This is a genomic window from Pseudomonas sp. PDM24, from assembly GCF_019218905.1.
GTDB lineage: Bacteria > Pseudomonadota > Gammaproteobacteria > Pseudomonadales > Pseudomonadaceae > Aquipseudomonas.
This window is the reverse complement of record NZ_JAHUWR010000001.1, coordinates 1544096-1561415: the sequence shown is the minus strand read 5'-3', so window position 1 is coordinate 1561415 and position 17320 is coordinate 1544096. Positions and strand designations below refer to the sequence as shown.

The following is a 17320-nucleotide window of genomic DNA, read 5'->3' as shown; positions in this document are numbered from 1 at the left end:
GCACATCCAACACTGATGTCGCCTGACACACCGCTTTCGCGAGCAAGCCCGCTCCCACAGGTTCCGCGCCTGACTGGCATTACCGACACGGCCCACTTTGAAGTGGGCCGTGTGCGTTGTGTCAGTTCAACGCCAAGTCATCTGCAGGCTGCTGCCCGCGGGCCTGTGCGGCGAGTTGCAACTGGCAGGCGATCAGGGTGTTTTTCAGCAGATAGGCAATGGTCATCGGCCCGACGCCACCCGGCACCGGGGTAATCGCCCGCGCGACGGTGCGGGCGCTGGCATAGTCGACATCGCCCACCAGACGATCGCCGGATTCGCTGGCGATGCGGTTGATGCCGACATCGATGACCACCGCACCGGGCTTGAGCCAACTGGCGTCGATCAACTCAGGCCGACCCACCGCTGCGACCACGATATCCGCCAGCCGGCACAACGCCGGGGCGTCGACGCTACGCGAATGCACCACGCTGACCGAGCAGTTGGCCTGCAACAACAAGGTCGCCATCGGTTTGCCGACAATGTTCGAACGGCCGATGACCACCGCGTGCAAGCCGCTCAAGTCATCACCGCAGGTCTCGTGCAGCAAGCGCATGCAGCCACTGGGCGTGCACGGGGTCAGGACCTCCATGCCTTGCACCAGCCCACCGACGTTTTCCCGATGAAAACCGTCCACGTCCTTGATCGGGTCGATGGCCTGAATCACCGCCTGTTCGTCGATAGCGGCGGGCAAGGGCAGTTGCACCAGGATGCCGGTCACCGAGGCATCGGCGTTGAGTTGCGCAATCAGTTCCAGAACCTGGGTCTGGCTGGCGGTTTCCGGCAGGCGGTATTCAAGGGAGCGGATACCGACTTCCTTGGCGCGCAGCAATTTGTTGCGCACATAAACGTGGCTGGCCGGGTCGTCACCGACCAACAGGACCGCAAGGGCGGGATAGATTTGCTGGCCGGCCAGGGCCAGAACCTCCTCCCGGACCTCGTCGAGAACCTGGGCAGAAATGGCTTTGCCGTCGATATCGCGGGCCAGTGGTGGGGTACTGCTGATCAAATGCGTCACCGTCGTCTTGATTGAAAGGGGTGAAGTGATCATCAAGGCGTCTTCGTGCGCCGATGATCCATCAGAGACATGCAGGCAGGGACGCACAGGCTACCAGTTGAGGGCAGGCCAATACCACCGCAACAGCGGCGATCAGACGGGCCGGGATTGAGCCTCTCAATGCATCTTGCTGTGATCCTGCATGCCGAGCGCCCGAGCCTCGGCGTCAACCTTGATCGTCTCTTTTTCGCCCTTGGCGTTTTCCACGGTCAGGGTCAGGGGAACGTTGTCGCCTTCCTTCACCTGAGTCGTCAGGTCCATCAGCATGATGTGGTAGCCATGGGGATCAAAGCTCACCGGTTTGCCGGCCGGCAGCGCGACGGACTCGACCTGGCTCATGCTCATCACATCGTCTTTCATGCTGGATTGGTGAATTTGCACGGTGTTCGCGACCGGCGACTGCACGCTGAGCAGTTTGCTGTCGCTGTCGGCCTGCAGGGTCATGAAGGCGCCGGTCGAATGCTGGCCGGCCACCGTCGCGCGGACCCAGGCGTCGTTCACCTGGGTTTGGGCGCACACCTGCCAGGCCATGCCGATCAGGAAAAGGCCCAGGGTCAGCTGTTTAATACGTGGTGCGTAGATCGAAGTCATCAGCAGACCTCCATGACGGTGAGCAGGTCTTCTGCACACTCTTGAGCGGTAAGGGACGCGGACAGTCCCAGGCGCAAAGTGCCTCGGGAGTCGAAAACGAAGCTGGTCGCGGTGTGGGAGAGGGTATAGGTCGAGCCGCTGGGGATCTTTTCAAAGAACACACCGAACTCCTTGGCGGTGGCGGCGGTTTCTTCCAGCGAGCCGTACAGCGCCTCGAAACTTGGATCGAAGGCTTTGACGTAGGCGTCGAGCATTTGCGGCGTATCGCGTTCGGGGTCCAGGGTGATGAAGATCACTTGCAGGCGTTCGCCATCGCGGCCCATCAGTTTTTTCGCTTGTGCCGCACGGGCCAGCGTCGTCGGGCAGACCGCCGGACATTGGGTGAAACCGAAAAAAACCATCGGCATCAGGCCACGGTAGCTGCCCAGCATCCGGTACTCGCCCTGCGCGTCCTTGAGTTTGAAGGTACGCCCCATGATCTTGTCGCTGAGGTCCTTGCCGTACTTGAACGACAGCTTGCTGCTGTCATCGCAGCCGGCGAGCAGGCCAAGGCTCAACAGGCTCATGCCTTGCAGGACCGTGCGACGGGTATACAACGTACTCATGGAAAAAAGCATCCTGTGTAGCGACCGGGAATCTACAGTGGCTGATCAATCAGACGAAAAAAAGCGCACGGATGTTAACAAACTGTTGCGCTATGGCGCTCAATCGATGGCCCGCCGGTCATGCGCCAAAAGGTCGCGGCCTCGGGATACCCTACTGGGATCAAACACCGAGAAACCTGTGGCGAGGGAGATTGCTCCCGCTGGGTCGCGCAGCGGCCCCAAAAACAGGATCACTGCACAACCCTGCGTCAGTAACTCACTCACCACAACAGTTCATACCTACTCAGGCGTATTAATGTGATCCAGCACCCGGTTCGCGGTGATCTCCGCCACCATGATGCTGTTTGAAATGCCCAGCAGGGCGTGACGCGACTCACCCTCCAGATGATCCACCAACTGATGGACCATCACATCGACCGAGGCCAGTGTCTCGACCAAAAAAACCGCCAGGGTTTCGGTAGTCGCCTCTGGGGCCACGGCAAACAGCTTGCTGGGTTTACGCGCGGTGGCTTTGATGTCGGCATTCGACGGGAAGTGGAAGTTCAGAGCCCGCTCGGCGGCCTCATTGAGCTTCTTTGAATCGGGTTCGTACGGAGATATCGGATCGATGTCCGGTGGGTTGGGCGTAACTTTGAACATAAGCTGGCTTCTCTGATTGGGTGCCACCCTCTTGCGACTAAACGAGAGGGAGGCAGCTGTACGCAGGTTAGTCGACCGGGGAAGCTAGCAAAGCCGGCGCGCCCGAAGGCGCCCTGCGCACAACCACCATCAAGTGCAGGCATGGGAATGCCTGACTGACAAGAGCTTGTACACCTTACTTATAACCCCGGGCGACTAAACCCGATCACTGATGGGCAGTGACGCGAATCAAGTTACCGAGCAACCCCAAGGCGCACAAGCCGGCGGATTCTGGCGTAAGCGTAGGCAACGGCGCAAGATCTTGTAGCTTTCAGGAAGTAACCTTCAGGGCTTTTAAACACGCGCATTCCGGCAATGTTGCGAATCCCTGTGGGAGCGGGCTTGCTCGCGAAAGCGGCGTGTCAGGCGACATCAATATTGACTGTGCCGCCGTCTTCGCGAGCAAGCCCGCTCCCACAGGGATTCGCGCTTAACTCACTGGCATTGCTCAAGCCCAAATAGAACGTAGCCGTATGCACTTTTAAAGAGCCATGCCTGACAACATGCACCAGTGCGAAGCGGTTTCCTGAGCTATTCCTTCCTACCGCTCCAACGTCCGTCCACCCGCTCGCGGGCTCCTGCAAAGTTGACTAACGCCCGATGAGACCCGCCTGGGCCGGTGTCTTTATCACATTTCCCCATCGTTCAGAGGTCGGTTTTCCAGCACTGAGGAAGTCATACGCCGCAGACTGGCACAAAGGCTGCATTGATACCCTCAGGTCCATCGAAAACAGATGGGCAGCCCACTCGGTCAACGATGATCGAGCGGCCGAGCAGGTCGTGGGCAACATCGGTGGATCCGGCGAAGGCGCCAGGTCGAACACCGCGAAGAACAGGCAAAGACGCCTGAAACCGAGAGGTTTCAGGCGTTTTTTTTTGCTTTTTTTAACCGTGATTGGCTTTGGCTGGGTGCTTACTATGAATTCCAATGTTGCCGCGTTGAACAAACTGCAAACACTGATCGTGATCGGCAATGGCATGGTCGGACATCATTGTGTCGAGCAGCTCATCGAGCGCGGTGCCCTCGACCATTACCGGCTGCATGTCTTCAGCGAAGAGCCAATGCGCGCCTACGACCGGGTGCATCTGTCCGAGTATTTCGGCGGTCGCGATGCCGAGTCGTTGGCCCTGGGCGAAGCCTCTCTGTACCAGACGCCGGGCGTCACTCTGCATTTGGGCGTGCCGGTGCTGGAAATCGATCGAGCGCGACGCCAGGTGATTACCGCACAAGGTTGCGTCGCGTACGACAAATTGGTTCTGGCCACCGGCTCTTATCCTTTCGTACCGCCTATTGAAGGTGCAGAAGGTGACTCGCGCCTGGTCTATCGCACCCTCGAAGACCTCGACGCGATTCGTGCCGCGGCGGCCAATGCCCGGCGCGGCGTAGTAGTCGGCGGTGGCCTGCTTGGCCTGGAAGCCGCCAACGCCCTGAAAAGCCTGGGCCTGGAAGCGCATGTGGTGGAATTTGCCCCACGCCTGATGCCGGTGCAGCTGGACGAGCAGGGTGGCCTGGCGCTGAAGGCGCAAATCGAGCGGCTCGGTGTTGGCGTGCATCTGTCGCGTGGCACGCAGTCGATCAGTGCCGGCGAGGAGTACCGCTACCGGATGAATTTCGCCAATGACGAATTCCTCGAAGCCGACCTGATCGTGTTCTCCGCCGGCATCCGCGCGCAAGACGCGCTGGCCCGCCAATGTGCGCTGGACATCGGTCCCCGTGGCGGCGTGGTGATTGACGATCAGTGCCTGACCAGCGATCCGAATATCTATGCGATTGGCGAGTGTGCCGCCTGGAATGGCAGCCTCTTCGGTCTGGTCGCTCCGGGTTATCAAATGGCCCGTGGCGTCGCGACGCTGCTGTGCAATCAAGTGGCGGAGCCGTTCCAGGGCGCCGACATGTCGACCAAGCTCAAACTGCTCGGCGTGGATGTCGGCTCCATCGGCGATGCTCATGCCCAGACGCCGGGTGCGCGCAGCTATCAGTTCATCGATGAAGCCACGGCCAGCTACCGCCGCCTGGTGGTGGATGCTGACAGCAAACGCGTGCTCGGCGCGGTGCTGGTCGGCGACAACAGCTACTACGACACCTTGCTGCAATACATGCAGAACGGCATTGCCTTGCCGTCGGAACCTGCCAGCCTGATTCTGCCATCGTCCACCGGTGCGCCAACCCTGGGCCCGGGCGCGTTGCCTGAGGCGGCGACGGTGTGCTCGTGCCATAACGTCACCAAGGGCTCGATCTGCTCGGCCATCGACGGTGGCTGCACCGACCTCGGCCTGCTCAAGTCGCAGACCAAGGCTTGCACCGGTTGCGGTGGTTGCGCAGGGCTGCTCAAGCAAGTGTTCGAGCATGAATTGATTGCCCGTGGCGTCAGTGTCGACAAGAGCCTGTGCGAACACTTCGCCTACACCCGTCAGGAGCTTTATGCGCTGGTGCGGGTAGAAGGGGTGATCACCTTCGAAGAACTGCTGGCCAAGCACGGCCGTGGTCACACCGGTTGCGACGTGTGCAAACCGGCGGTGGGCTCGATCCTCGCCTCGTGCTGGAACCAGCCGATCATGGATGCCTCGCTGGTGCCGTTGCAGGACACCAACGACACTTTCATGGCCAACATGCAGAAAAACGGCACCTATTCGGTGGTGCCGCGCATCGCCGGGGGCGAGATCACAGCCGACAAGCTGATTGCGATTGGCGTGGTGGCGAAGAAATACGACCTCTACACGAAAATCACCGGCGGCCAGCGGATCGACCTGTTCGGCGCGCAGTTGCATCAGTTGCCGGACATCTGGTCCGAGTTGATTGAGGCCGGTTTCGAAACCGGGCATGCCTACGGCAAATCGACCCGCACGGTGAAATCTTGCGTGGGCAGCACCTGGTGCCGTTATGGCGTGCAGGACAGCGTGAAAATGGCCCTGACCCTCGAGGATCGCTACAAAGGCCTGCGCTCGCCGCACAAGCTCAAGTTCGCCGTCTCTGGCTGCACCCGTGAATGTGCCGAGGCGCAAAGCAAGGACGTGGGCGTGATCGCCACCGAGAACGGCTGGAACCTCTATGTCGCCGGTAACGGTGGTATGCGTCCGCGTCATGCCGAGCTGTTCGCCACTGACCTCGACGATGAAACCCTGATCCGTTACATCGACCGGTTCCTGATGTTCTACATCCGCACCGCCGATAAATTGCAGCGCACCTCGGTCTGGCGCGAAAGCCTGGAGGGCGGCCTGGATTACCTCAAGGACGTGGTCATCAACGACAGCCTGGGGCTCGGCGCAGAACTCGAATCGCAGATGCAACTGGTGGTCAACCGCTACGAATGCGAATGGGCCAACGCCCTCAAAGACCCGGAAAAACTCAAGCGCTTCCGCACCTTCGTCAACGATAAACGCCCGGACCCGGACATCCATTTTGTTCAGGAACGCGGTCAACGCCGGCCGATCATGGCCGCCGAACTCAACCTTATCCCTGTCACCGAGGAGAATGCCTGATGAGTCAGTCCAATACCCAGCGTGTCGAAGTCCCTGCAACCGCGGCCAATGCTCAGGCGTGGCAGGCGGTGTGCAGCCAGCAGGATCTGGTCAGCAACTCCGGCGTTGTCGTCTGGCTCGACGGCGCGCAGGTGGCGCTGTTCTACCTGCCGCAGGCCGAAGGTCGCACCCTCTACGCCATCGACAACCATGATCCGCAATCCGGCGCGAACGTCATCGGCCGCGGACTGATCGGCAGCCTCAAGGGTGATCTGGTGGTGGCGTCGCCGATCTACAAGCAGCATTTCCGTCTTGAAGACGGCAGTTGCCTGGAATACCCGGAGCAGCGCCTGCGGGTGTGGCCGGTGCGCCTGAACGCCGGCATCGTGGAAGTCGCGGCGGCTTGATCGCTGCCCTGAACCGTATCGGAGAACGTTGATGAAGACAGCCGCACAGTTGCTCAAACTGAAAGTCGTGCAAAACCAGCAGGTGCACAGCATCGCGCCGGATCAGATGGTCCTCGACGCCCTGAAAATGATGGCCGAGAAGAACGTCGGCGCGTTGCCCGTCATTGAAGACGGGCAGGTGGTCGGCGTCATCAGCGAGCGCGACTATGCGCGCAAGGTGGTGCTACAGGGGCGATCTTCAGTCGGCACGCCGGTGCGCGAGATCATGAGCGCGCCGGTGGTGACCGCCGACAGTCAGCAGAGCATCGAGCGCTGCATGGCGGTCATGACCGACAGTCATTTGCGCCATCTGCCGGTGCTGGAGAGTGGCGAACTGATCGGGCTGTTGTCGATTGGCGATCTGGTCAAGGAAGCCATCGTCGAGCAGGCGGATTTGATTCGGCAACTGGAGCACTACATTCGCGGGCATTGAGGGCCGGACGGGAACGAGCAGGCCATGTCTACGGTGCAGTAGACATGGCCTGTTCGGTAGGGGCTTTAATTGGGGTTCGATACTCGTCAGTTCATCCAGTTGCCGCCATCGACGTTATAGGTTTGCGCCACGACATACTCACTCTCGTTTGATGCCAGGAAGATCGCCATGCCGACAAGATCGTCTGCCGTGCCCATACGTCCATAGGGTACTTCCTGACCCGCCAGCCTTTTCTTTTCCCCAAGCGGCCGGTTCTCATATTTGGCGAACAGCGCATCGACGCCATCCCAATGCTCACCGTCCACCACGCCCGGTGCGATGGCATTCACGTTGATGTTATGGGGAATGAGATTGAGACCCGCCGATTGCGTGAGGCTGATCACCGCTGCTTTGGTCGCGCAATACACCGCGACAAGCGCTTCACCGCGTCGACCGGCCTGACTGGCCATATTGATGATTCTGCCGCCATGGCCCTGGCGGATCATCTGTTTGGCCGCGGCCTGCAGGGTGAACAGGGTGCCGGACACGTTGATCGAGAACAGCCGTTCGTAGCTCTCGCGAGAAATTTCCGTAATCGGTGCGAGATCAAACAGGGCCGCGTTGTTGATCAGGATATCGAGCTTGCCTGTGGTGGCGATGACCGCTGCGATAGCGCCGTCGATTGACTGCTGATCGGTCACGTCCATCTCGACCGCATAGGCATTCGGCCCCAGCTCGGCCGCAGTGGCTTGCGCGCGTTCCAGGTTGATGTCTGCGATCGCGACCGTAGCGCCTTCGCGGATATAGGCTTGCGCGAACGTTCTTCCGATGCCTCTGGCAGAACCGGTGATAAGGGCGCTTTTTCCTTCCAGACGTTTCATTTTTCCCATCCATTCATTAGAGCTATAGAGAGATGCCCCCGTTGAGGGCATTAAATGCGGTCGTCAGTCTGCGAAGCCCCCCCTGTAGGAGCGAGGCTTGCCCGCGAAGAACGATGACGCGTAATACCTGAAAAACCGCGGCGCATTCTTCGCGGGCAAGCCTCGCTCCTACAGGTTCCCCCACTGGTTCTGCGTCTTGATCTATCGGTATGTTGCTATTTTGGATAACCAGCGCGCTTCATCTCGCGTTCGGTGGTTTGCTGGGCCGAGGCCAGAGCCTGCTCAACCGGCATCTGCCCGGTGAGCGCCGCAGACAGCAGCTTGCCGACCGACGTGCCGATGGCCTGGAATTCAGGAATGGTCACGTACTGGATACCGACATAAGGCACGGGTTGGACTGACGGGTGTGCAGGGTCGGCGTTCTGCATCATTTTCAGCGTGACACCGGCGAAGGGTGCAGCCTGCAAATAAGCGTCGCTGTAGGTGGACATACGAGTGCCCGGCGGTACGTTGGTGATGCCATCCTTATCGACGACCAGTTGGATGTAGTCCTTGGAGGTCGCCCAGGTCACAAAGGCTTTGGCGGCTTCCTTGTGTTTGGACGTCGCAGGGATGGCCAGCGACCAGGCATAGAGCCAGGACGAGCCCTTGTCGGTGACCTGCGTGGGCGCCGCGACGAAGCCGACCTTATCGGCGACCTTGCTTTGAGTTGTGTCGGTGATGAAGGAGCCGGCGACGCTGGCATCGACCCAGATCGCGCATTTGCCGCTGTTGAACAGGGCCAGTGTCTCGTTGAAGCCGTTGCTCGAAACACCCGGCGGGCCGTACTGCTTGAGGGTGTTGACGTAGAAGTTCGCGGCGGCGGTCCATTCCGGCCCAGTGAGTTGCGGCTGCCACTGCTCGTTGAACCAGCGCGCGCCAAAAGCGTTGGACATGGTGGTCAGCAGCGCCATGTTTTCACCCCAACCAGCCTTGCCGCGCAGGCACATTCCATACTGCTCTTTGTCCGGCTGGTGCAGCTTGCCGGCGAACTCACCGAGCTGCGTCCAGGTCGGGTGCTCGGGCATGCTCAAGCCGGCGTTCTTGAACAAGTCGGTTCGGTAATAGGTGATGGTACTTTCGCCATAAAACGGCAGGGCATAGAGCGTGGCGTTGACTGACAGTCCCTGACGAACCGAGGGGAAAATATCCTCGAGGTCATAGCTGGCGGGCAGATCCTTTATCGGTTCCAGCCAATGCTTGGCGCCCCACAGCGGTGTTTCGTAAGTGCCGATGGTGAGCACGTCGAATTGACCGCCCTGAGTGGCAATGTCAGTGGTCAGGCGCTGACGCAACACGTTCTCTTCAAGCACCACCCAGTTGAGCTTCACGTCCGGATGCTGCTGTTCGAATGTTTTGGACAGCCGCTGCATGCGGATCATGTCGCTGTTGTTCACGGTGGCGATGGTCACCGTTTCGCCAGCCTGGCAGAGCAGGGCAGAGGACAGGCCGGCGGATAGAAAAAACGCGCTTGGGATGATCTTCATCGTGTTCTCCGCTCTGCGCCTTGGGCGGCAGAGGCACTTATTGTTGTTGTAATCCACGATGCGAGTCATAGCCGCAACGGGATGACCACAGGATTACAGCAACCCAAGCAGTGAACAAATGAACGGCATACACCGCACTGATACTTTTTTAACCGGGCAGGACAGTGGAAAAAAAGTATCAGTCACCGCCACACAGGGCGCTAGGCTTGCTGTCTGCTTAGTGTGAATCTGATAACAGCGCCGTGGCGTTTCGAATCTCCTTCGATTCGTCCCGGCTTCGCGGTAGCCTCGATAAAACCAACAAAAATGGAATCGCCAGGGTGATGAACCATCACGTAACCGCAGACAAGCCGCCCGCGCTTGAAGTCATTCTGAACGAGCCCCAGCACAGCTTTCGTTGGTACGAGCATGACTATCCCTTCGACCTTGCGCGTTGGAATCATCATCCAGAATTCGAGATCCACCTGATCCGTGACTGCAGTGGTCGGCTATTGGCGGGTGACTACATCGGCCTGTTCGAGGCCGGCCACGTCGCCCTGATCGGCCCAGGCCTGCCTCACGACTGGATTAGCGACCTGGGCAAAGGGGAGGTGATTGCCGGCCGCGACGTCGTGTTGCAATTCGATGGTCAGATGTTGATGCAACTGCGCGACAAGATCCCTGAACTCAGCGAATTGCAAAGCCCTGTTTCGTCAGGCGGCCCAAGGCATCCAGTTTCATGGCGTGACCCGTAAAAAAGCGGCCCGACTGATGGAGGAAATCGGTCAGTGCCAAGGATTGCAGAGGCTGTGCCTGTTCCTGTCGTTGCTGCAGTTGTTGGCATCGGCCCCCGACACCGAGCGACAGACGCTCGCCAGCCTGCAATATGCGCCGATGCTCGACGCATTGACGGCCCAGCGCATGAGTATTGTCTTCGACTACATCCTCAACGATCTCGCGGATGAGCTGCGGATGTCCGTTATCGCCCAGCGCCTGGACATGAACGAACCGGCCTTCTCCAAATTCTTCAAGCGCGCCACTGGCCATACCTTCGTCGACCTGACTCGTAAACTGCGGGTCCAGCGTGCCTGCCGTTTGCTGGCGCAAAGCAGTTTCAGCGTTGCAGATATCTGCTTTGAAGTAGGTTATGCCAACCTGTCGAATTTCAATCGACACTTCCGCCATGAAATGCAGGAAACTCCCAGTCAGTATCGGCAGCGGTTGCAACGGGTGGTGGCGGTCAGTCATTAAAGGGCACAAGATCAAAAGATCGCAGCCTTCGGCAGCTCCTACGGATGTACGCGACCCATGTAGGAGCCGCCGAAGGCTGCGATCTTTTAAGGCTGACGGGACGGACCTGGAATTATTTTTCTCCAGTTCTTGACATGCCTTTCGAACCAGTCCAGAATTGCGTCCATTCCTGCTTAGGGAACACGAAAACCCCTTAGATTTCAAAGGGTTGGATACTAGATTAGAATCTTGTTTCCAGATACGAGTTTACACGTTTGATGTTGTGCTACTGACATCAGATGTTTGAGGCCGAATAGCAAAATGGTTATGCAGTGGATTGCAAATCCACCTACGCCGGTTCGATTCCGACTTCGGCCTCCACTTTAAACGAGCTCCGTAGATCCATGATCTACGGAGCTTTTTTATTTTCGCAGTCCTGCAAGATTTAGTCTTGAAAAGGATCTTTGCTAACTTGCTTCACCGGGGCGGGATGTATATATTTCCCCCTCTGTTGCACAAGCGTCAGAACTGCCAGATCGTTATTGGTCAGTCTTCAGACCGCTTTACCGCGCTACCGCCCGAATGGCGAAACTGGTAGACGCATGGGACTTAAAATCCCCCGCTCGTAAGGGCGTGCCGGTTCGATTCCGGCTTCGGGCACCATATTTATCAAAGGCCTGCATGAGGTTTCTCATGCAGGCCTTTGTCGTTTCTGCCTCTCAATTTTTGACAGGCCTATCGTTAACACCCATCACTTAAGAAATTCAGCCGCGATGCTCGCTATCTCGCCTGTATCGACCCTGAGTACCTCCAGCTCATAAAGCAGCTATTTCTGCGTCCATTTCCCACCACCGGTTTCGCAATCGATCTTGGCCTGCGGCAGGTTCTCGATGCTGTAGTAATACGTGATGACCTGGGCATTGTCGGGAATGTTCAGTGGTTTGCTGTTCTTGTCTTTGCTGATGGATTGAGGGTTGGCCAGCGCCTCTGCAGTCAAAGTGCCCAGGCAGGTGGCCCGATAGCGATCGCCGCACTGTGCGACTTTTTTCTTGGTGTTGGTCAGCATTTCCTTGCTCTCATTGCTGCAGGACCAGTCAATAGAGTCCACAGGCATGCCTTCGTATTCATAGCAGGAGTGTGTTTCGATCACGGGGACCGAAGGGCTTTGGGATCGGGTTTTGACGTCGCACCCTTGTGCCATCGCCAGCCCGGGGCACAGGCAGACGATCAGAAGCAGAAGAAGTCTGTTCATCGGTATTTTCTCTCATCTAGCGCCCCATGGAGGATCAGGGAGTCAGCTACACAAATGGCTGGCCGGTAAAACCACGCGGTAATCTTTGCAAACCGGGCATTTCGATCAGCCGCTGGGTCCAGGCTGCGCGCCAGTCATTGGCGGTGTGGGTTGCTTTGGCCTTGCGTGCAGCGCGACGGGCAGCGTTGCGTTCGGCTTTGCGTGCTTCTTTGAACGCATCGGTGTTTCGGCAGCTTCGGCATTTCACCCGGGTCAGTATGCTGCTTGACGTCAGGTTGCTGCCTTTGTGTCCGCAGGCCAGGTGCCCGCCGACTTTGAAGTGAGTGACCATGGGGTATCTCCTTCGTGATGTGTAATCGTTCGACAGGCGGGCGAGGGCGTTCGTTCGTTATATAACAGGCAAAAAAAGGCCCGCATGCGGGCGGGCCAGGGGGATTTCTTGAAAGGAGTGGATGCACTGTAGGGGATGAGTTGTGAAGGCCATGTGAAATGGGAAAAGACACAAACAAAAAAATCCCGGCAAATTTGGCCGGGTGGGTGTGTAGCGCATGATGGGCAGGCAGGTATAAGCCTGGTGACGATTGTCACCGTTCAGGTGCCCTGAAGGGGGCTTTGTGCTTGGCTCAAGTACTGGGGTCGACTCATCTGAACCGAGGCAGCGGCGGCTCTACAGGTTTGAGTGAAGACAGCGCGCTGCGAATCTGCGGCGTGTCTTTCTCGATGTCGTTCAGACGATCGCGAATCCTGAGGGCTGTCGGATGCCCCCCTTGATTATCAACCCAGTCGGCGATTTCCTTGCAGGCAGCGGCAAGGCGCGCCTGACGGGAGTCAAGCAGGGTGAGCAGGGTGGTGATGGACTCTTTCTCGGACATGACATACACCTCCGTTCAAAGAAATCGGGTAAAGGGCAACAAAAAGCCCGCGGGGAGCGAGCTTTCTGCCGATGGGTCGCTGATCCTTCAGCACCTCTAAGTATAGACCCGGAAATAAAACAGGTCAGCTTCAGGCTTGCCGGGACTTCGGCGAGCTGACCGCGTTAAGCCGCCGACATTCGCGCGCGGCGTCCTCTTCAAGATCAAAGCCGTCACCGATGAAGCCGCGAGTGCGGGTATCGGTAATGCGATACCAGACGGCAGCATCGGGTGGCGGGTGATCGGGTTCTCCGGCCCGGCGGCCATGAATGATGATCTTGTTGCAGCGTTTCACAACGAAAATGTCTTCCATGGCGTCACCGAAGCTATTCGTATTCAGATCAAGCATAGAAGCCCTTTGCAATCACGCAAAAAAAGGACAGGTCAGTTCGTCGGTTTAGTTCGCCTCGAAGAGGTCTTAGGGTGTTTCAGCCGTCTCGATAAGCTTCTCCAGAAGCACAGCCAACGCGACTTCTTCGGCCCTGAGCCTCTTACGTCTGCTCGATCGCGGCAATTCGGCCAACGCCCCCTGCATAAACCCATCAACGACGGCCGGGTGGATGTAGCACTTGCGGCAAACCGCCGGAGTGTTGCCCAACTGTCGGGCGACGTTCTTGACCATTTCCACCACATGCCGCTTCGCGTCGGCTTCCGATTCCCACTGCAACTCGCGCAGTACCGCCAATGCCAATGCACTGCCGGCCCAAGTGCGGTAGTCCTTGGCGGTGAAATCGGCGCCGGTCAGCGTCTGCAAGTAGGCGTTGACGTCGGAGGAACTGATGGTGTGTCGCTCGCCATTTTTGTCCAGATACTGAAAGAGGTTTTGCCCGGGAATTTCCAGGCAGCGCTTGATGATTCGCGCCAGGCGCCGGTCTTTTATGGTGATCTGGTGCTCGATGCCGCTCTTGCCGCGAAACTGGAACACAATCGCGCTGCCGTTGACCTCGACGTGACGGTTGCGCAGGGTCGTCAGGCCGTAGGAGCGGTTGTCTCGGGCGTACTGCGTGTTGCCGACCCGGATCAGTGTCGCATCGAGCAAGGTAATCACCGTGGCCATGACCTTGTCGCGGCTGAAGCCGGGGGCCGCCAGCAGCGCTTCCAGTTGTTTGCGCAGTTTCGGCAGGGCCAGGCCGAAGTCCCGCAAGCGCGAGTATTTGTCGGCATCGCGCACTTCTCGCCAGCGTGGGTGATAACGGTATTGCTTGCGACCGCGGGCGTCGCGGCCGGTGGCTTGCAGATGGCCGCGCGGGTCGGGGCAAATCCACACATTGGTGTAGGCGGGCGGCACCGCAAGTGCATTGATGCGTTTGATTTCATCCGGATCGGTAATGCGCTGACCCGCCGGGTCGAAGTAGCAAAACTTGCCGCGCAGGAGTTTGCGGGTGATGCCGGGCTGGCTGTCATCGACGTAATGCAGGTCGGGCGGCAGAACATCGGGCAACGCGGTATCTGGCATGGCGGGCAATCCTGGGCGACGAATCATGGGGCGTTAAGCCATTGACCGCGCGCCATCGCCGGGGTGCCGATGGATTCAGGCCAGCACCGCCACCGCTTTGATTTGCGCCCAGAGTTGCTGTCCGGGGTGCAGGCTCAACTGATCCCGGGAATAGCGGGTAATTCGCGCCAGTAGCGGCGTACCGGCCGCGTTCAGGCGGATCAGTACGTGAGCGGCGTTATCGGCACCGATTTCACTGATCACCGTGACCGGCAGACGATTGAGAATGCTGCTTTGTTCGACGCCTTGCAGGCTCAGGCTGACATCCCGCGCCTGGACCTTGCAGCGCAGTGTCTGGCCTTCAGCCATCGGCGAATGGGCGACCCGAATGCTCAGCTCCGTGTTGGGCAGTTGCAAGGTCAACAACTGGTAGTCGGCGTCATAGGCGCTTACATGCCCTTCGATCACCACACCGGCATCGTCGCCCAGCGCCAGCGGCAGATCGAGCCGGGCCAGGGTTTCGCCGATGGCGCCGCTGGCCAAAGCCTTGCCGTTGCTGAGCAGAACGAGGTGGTCGGCGAGCCGCGCGACTTCATCCTGGGAGTGGCTGACGTACAGCACGGGGATGTCTAGCTCATCGTGCAGCCGTTGCAGATACGGCAGGATTTCGTTCTTACGCTGGGTATCGAGCGCCGCCAGAGGCTCATCCATCAGCAATAGTTTCGGGCTGGTGAGCAGGGCACGAGCGATGCCGATCCGCTGGCGCTCACCGCCAGAAAGGTTTTGCGGATCACGGGCCAGCAAATGGCCAATCCCCAGCAACTCAGTGGCATGGGCCATGTCGACCCGGCGCTGTTGGCGGGGAATACGTCTGAGGCCGAACTCCAGATTGGCCCGCACCGATAAATGCGGGAACAGGCTGGCTTCCTGGAAGACATAACCCAAAGCGCGTTTATGCGGCGGTACGAATATCCCTTTGTCGCTGTCTTCCCAGACTTCATCGTTGACCTGAATAAAACCCTGCTCGGCCCGTTCCAGGCCGGCGATGCAGCGCAGGCACGTGGTTTTGCCCGAGCCGGAATGGCCGTAAAGCGCGGTCACTCCGCGGCCGGGCAGTTGCAGGTCCACATCCAGGGAGAAGCCCGAATAATTCAGTTTCAAGCGCGCATGAATCATCGATCAGCTCCAGACCGCTTTGGTTTTACGGCTGGAGTAGAGCGCCAGCAATACTGCAAACGAGAACACCAGCATCGCCCCGGCCAGCCAATGCGCCTGGGTGTACTCCATGGCTTCGACGTGATCGTAGATCTGCACCGAGACCACGCGGGTTTTGTCGGGAATGTTGCCGCCGATCATCAGTACTACACCGAACTCGCCGACGGTATGGGCGAAACCAAGAATGGCCGCGGTGATGAAACCGGGGCGGGCCAGCGGCACAATCACGCTGAAGAACGTGTCCCAGGGGTTGGCGCGCAAGGTTGCAGCCACTTCCAACGGGCGAGTGCCGATGGCGGAAAAAGCATTTTGCAGTGGTTGAACCACGAACGGCATTGAGTACAGCACCGAACCGATCACCAGCCCTGTAAAACTGAAGGTCAAGGTGCCAAGCCCTAACGATTGGGTGAACTGGCCGACCCACCCGTTAGGACCGAGCACCAGCAACAAATAAAAGCCAATCACCGTGGGCGGCAGCACCAGGGGCAGGGCGACGATCGCCCCGATCGGCCCGCGCAGCCAGGAGCGGGTACGCGACAGCCATAACGCAATCGGAGTGCCGATGACCAACAGGATCACGGTCGTCAGGGACGCCAGTTTGAGAGTCAGCCAGATGGCGGAATAATCGGCACTCGATAGCGTCATTTAGAGTTGGTAACCGTAGGATTTGATGACAGCGGCGGCTTTCGGACCTTTGAGGTAGTCAACCAGCGCCTTGGCGGCCGGGTTGTCCTTGCCCTTATTGAGGATTACCGCGTCTTGTTTGATCGGGTCATGCAGATCGGCCGGCACGATCCAGGCCGAACCGCTGGTGACTTTGCCGTCTTTGTAGATCTGCGACAAGGCCACAAAACCGAGTTCGGCATTACCAGTGGATACGAACTGGTAGGCCTGGGTGATGTTCTGGCCTTCAACGATCTTGTCTTTGACCTTGTCGGTCAGCCCCTGTTTGGCCAGCACTTGAGTGGCAGCCAGGCCATACGGGGCAGCTTTCGGGTTGGCGATGGACAGATGCTGATACTGATTGTCGCTCAGCACCTTGCCCTTGGCGTCGACATAACCGTCCTTGGCCGACCACAGCGCCAGAGTGCCGATGGCGTAGGTGAAGCGCGAGCCTTTGACCGTGTCGCCTTCGGTTTCAAGTTTTTTCGGGGTGGTGTCGTCTGCCGAGAGGAACACTTCGAACGGCGCGCCGTTCTTGATCTGGGTGTAAAACTGGCCGGTTGCACCAAAGGAGGTGACCAGTTTGTGCCCGGTGTCTTTCTCGAAATCGGCCGCGATGGCCTGGATTGGCGCGGTGAAGTTGGCAGCGACGGCGACTTGGACTTCATCCGCCTGGGCAGACCCGAAAGTGAACACGGTGAGCAGGCACGCGGGGGCAATACGTGAGGCACGAATGATCATGGAGCGGCTCCGTGGTAGGCGAGTGAAACGCTATATAGCGGAATATATAGCGAATTGCCTGTAAACGGAACTTGCCAGATGCAAAGTGCAGGTTGGCACTGAATGCCGTTGGAACCTGTGGGAGCGGGCTTGCTCGCGAAGACGACGGTACAGTCAACATTGATGTCGCCTGACACACCGCTTTCGCGAGCAAGCCCGCT

At 58.8% G+C, this 17320-nt stretch carries 17 protein-coding genes, 2 tRNA genes and 1 pseudogene; 6 read left to right on the top strand and 14 right to left on the bottom strand.

Features of this window, described 5'->3' with window-relative positions:
* Nucleotides 1–121: 121 nt before the first annotated feature.
* The 4 genes from KW837_RS07065 to KW837_RS07050 all read right to left on the bottom strand — a co-directional run bounded on the left by KW837_RS07065 (nucleotide 122) and on the right by KW837_RS07050 (nucleotide 2931).
* A complete protein-coding gene (locus KW837_RS07065; protein WP_256348544.1) occupies nucleotides 122–1090 on the bottom strand; it encodes a bifunctional 5,10-methylenetetrahydrofolate dehydrogenase/5,10-methenyltetrahydrofolate cyclohydrolase in 969 nt (322 codons plus the stop codon).
* Nucleotides 1091–1213: 123 nt separating this feature from the next.
* Nucleotides 1214–1687, bottom strand: coding sequence for a copper chaperone PCu(A)C (locus KW837_RS07060; protein WP_218395014.1), 474 nt, complete (start codon nucleotides 1685–1687; stop codon nucleotides 1214–1216).
* Entirely contained in the window at nucleotides 1687–2292 is a 606-nt protein-coding gene (locus KW837_RS07055; RefSeq protein ID WP_008072038.1) for an SCO family protein, read from the bottom strand. Before KW837_RS07055 ends, KW837_RS07060 begins: the two co-directional genes overlap by 1 nt.
* A gap of 279 nt (nucleotides 2293–2571) precedes the next feature.
* Complete coding sequence (locus KW837_RS07050; RefSeq protein WP_218395013.1) at nucleotides 2572–2931, bottom strand: DUF6124 family protein; 360 nt, start codon at nucleotides 2929–2931, stop codon at nucleotides 2572–2574.
* A gap of 957 nt (nucleotides 2932–3888) precedes the next feature.
* Here KW837_RS07050 and nirB point away from each other — a divergent pair.
* From nirB to KW837_RS07035, 3 genes are read left to right on the top strand one after another with little or no spacing between them, the layout of a single operon-like run.
* A complete protein-coding gene (nirB, locus tag KW837_RS07045; RefSeq protein WP_218395012.1) occupies nucleotides 3889–6450 on the top strand; it encodes a nitrite reductase large subunit NirB in 2562 nt (853 codons plus the stop codon).
* Nucleotides 6450–6836 carry a nitrite reductase small subunit NirD gene (gene nirD / locus KW837_RS07040; protein ID WP_183681932.1) on the top strand — a complete coding sequence of 129 codons (387 nt, stop codon included), beginning with the start codon at nucleotides 6450–6452 and terminating at the stop codon, nucleotides 6834–6836. The genes nirB and nirD overlap by 1 nt, the downstream gene beginning before the upstream one ends.
* A gap of 31 nt (nucleotides 6837–6867) precedes the next feature.
* Entirely contained in the window at nucleotides 6868–7308 is a 441-nt protein-coding gene (locus KW837_RS07035) for a CBS domain-containing protein (protein WP_008071340.1), read from the top strand.
* Between the two features lie 86 nt (nucleotides 7309–7394).
* Here the strand turns inward: KW837_RS07035 and KW837_RS07030 are convergent, their stop codons facing one another.
* Together KW837_RS07030 and KW837_RS07025 are read right to left on the bottom strand one after the other, a co-directional pair.
* Nucleotides 7395–8168 (bottom strand): L-iditol 2-dehydrogenase, encoded by a 774-nt coding sequence (locus tag KW837_RS07030; RefSeq protein WP_218395011.1) that lies wholly within the window; start codon nucleotides 8166–8168, stop codon nucleotides 7395–7397.
* Between the two features lie 215 nt (nucleotides 8169–8383).
* Nucleotides 8384–9694 (bottom strand): sugar ABC transporter substrate-binding protein, encoded by a 1311-nt coding sequence (locus KW837_RS07025; protein ID WP_218395010.1) that lies wholly within the window; start codon nucleotides 9692–9694, stop codon nucleotides 8384–8386.
* Between the two features lie 323 nt (nucleotides 9695–10017).
* Here KW837_RS07025 and KW837_RS07020 point away from each other — a divergent pair.
* The 3 genes and pseudogenes from KW837_RS07020 (at nucleotide 10018) to KW837_RS07010 (ending at nucleotide 11566) form a co-directional block, all read left to right on the top strand.
* Nucleotides 10018–10924, top strand: a pseudogene (locus KW837_RS07020) (helix-turn-helix domain-containing protein).
* Nucleotides 10925–11210: 286 nt separating this feature from the next.
* Nucleotides 11211–11284: transfer RNA gene (locus KW837_RS07015), tRNA-Cys, on the top strand.
* Nucleotides 11285–11479: 195 nt separating this feature from the next.
* A tRNA-Leu gene (locus KW837_RS07010) sits at nucleotides 11480–11566 on the top strand.
* A gap of 163 nt (nucleotides 11567–11729) precedes the next feature.
* On the opposite strand, the gene KW837_RS07005 is transcribed toward KW837_RS07010, so the two are convergent.
* The 8 genes from KW837_RS07005 to modA all read right to left on the bottom strand — a co-directional run bounded on the left by KW837_RS07005 (nucleotide 11730) and on the right by modA (nucleotide 17120).
* Complete coding sequence (locus KW837_RS07005) at nucleotides 11730–12155, bottom strand: hypothetical protein (protein ID WP_218395009.1); 426 nt, start codon at nucleotides 12153–12155, stop codon at nucleotides 11730–11732.
* Between the two features lie 46 nt (nucleotides 12156–12201).
* Nucleotides 12202–12486 (bottom strand): hypothetical protein, encoded by a 285-nt coding sequence (locus KW837_RS07000; protein WP_008012834.1) that lies wholly within the window; start codon nucleotides 12484–12486, stop codon nucleotides 12202–12204.
* Nucleotides 12487–12796: 310 nt separating this feature from the next.
* Nucleotides 12797–13027, bottom strand: a complete 231-nt coding sequence (locus tag KW837_RS06995; RefSeq protein ID WP_008012835.1) for a hypothetical protein — start codon at nucleotides 13025–13027, stop codon at nucleotides 12797–12799.
* A 130-nt stretch (nucleotides 13028–13157) separates the two neighbouring features.
* Nucleotides 13158–13415: a hypothetical protein gene (locus KW837_RS06990; RefSeq protein ID WP_007900018.1), complete on the bottom strand. Its 258-nt coding sequence runs from the start codon at nucleotides 13413–13415 to the stop codon at nucleotides 13158–13160.
* 69 nt (nucleotides 13416–13484) lie between these two features.
* Nucleotides 13485–14522 carry a DNA topoisomerase IB gene (locus KW837_RS06985; protein ID WP_218395008.1) on the bottom strand — a complete coding sequence of 346 codons (1038 nt, stop codon included), beginning with the start codon at nucleotides 14520–14522 and terminating at the stop codon, nucleotides 13485–13487.
* Nucleotides 14523–14597: 75 nt separating this feature from the next.
* Nucleotides 14598–15677 (bottom strand): molybdenum ABC transporter ATP-binding protein, encoded by a 1080-nt coding sequence (gene modC, locus KW837_RS06980; RefSeq protein ID WP_218395007.1) that lies wholly within the window; start codon nucleotides 15675–15677, stop codon nucleotides 14598–14600.
* A gap of 3 nt (nucleotides 15678–15680) precedes the next feature.
* Nucleotides 15681–16361, bottom strand: coding sequence for a molybdate ABC transporter permease subunit (gene modB / locus KW837_RS06975; RefSeq protein WP_218395006.1), 681 nt, complete (start codon nucleotides 16359–16361; stop codon nucleotides 15681–15683).
* Nucleotides 16362–17120, bottom strand: a complete 759-nt coding sequence (gene modA, locus KW837_RS06970) for a molybdate ABC transporter substrate-binding protein (RefSeq protein ID WP_218395005.1) — start codon at nucleotides 17118–17120, stop codon at nucleotides 16362–16364.
* Between the last annotated feature and the right edge of the window lie 200 nt (nucleotides 17121–17320).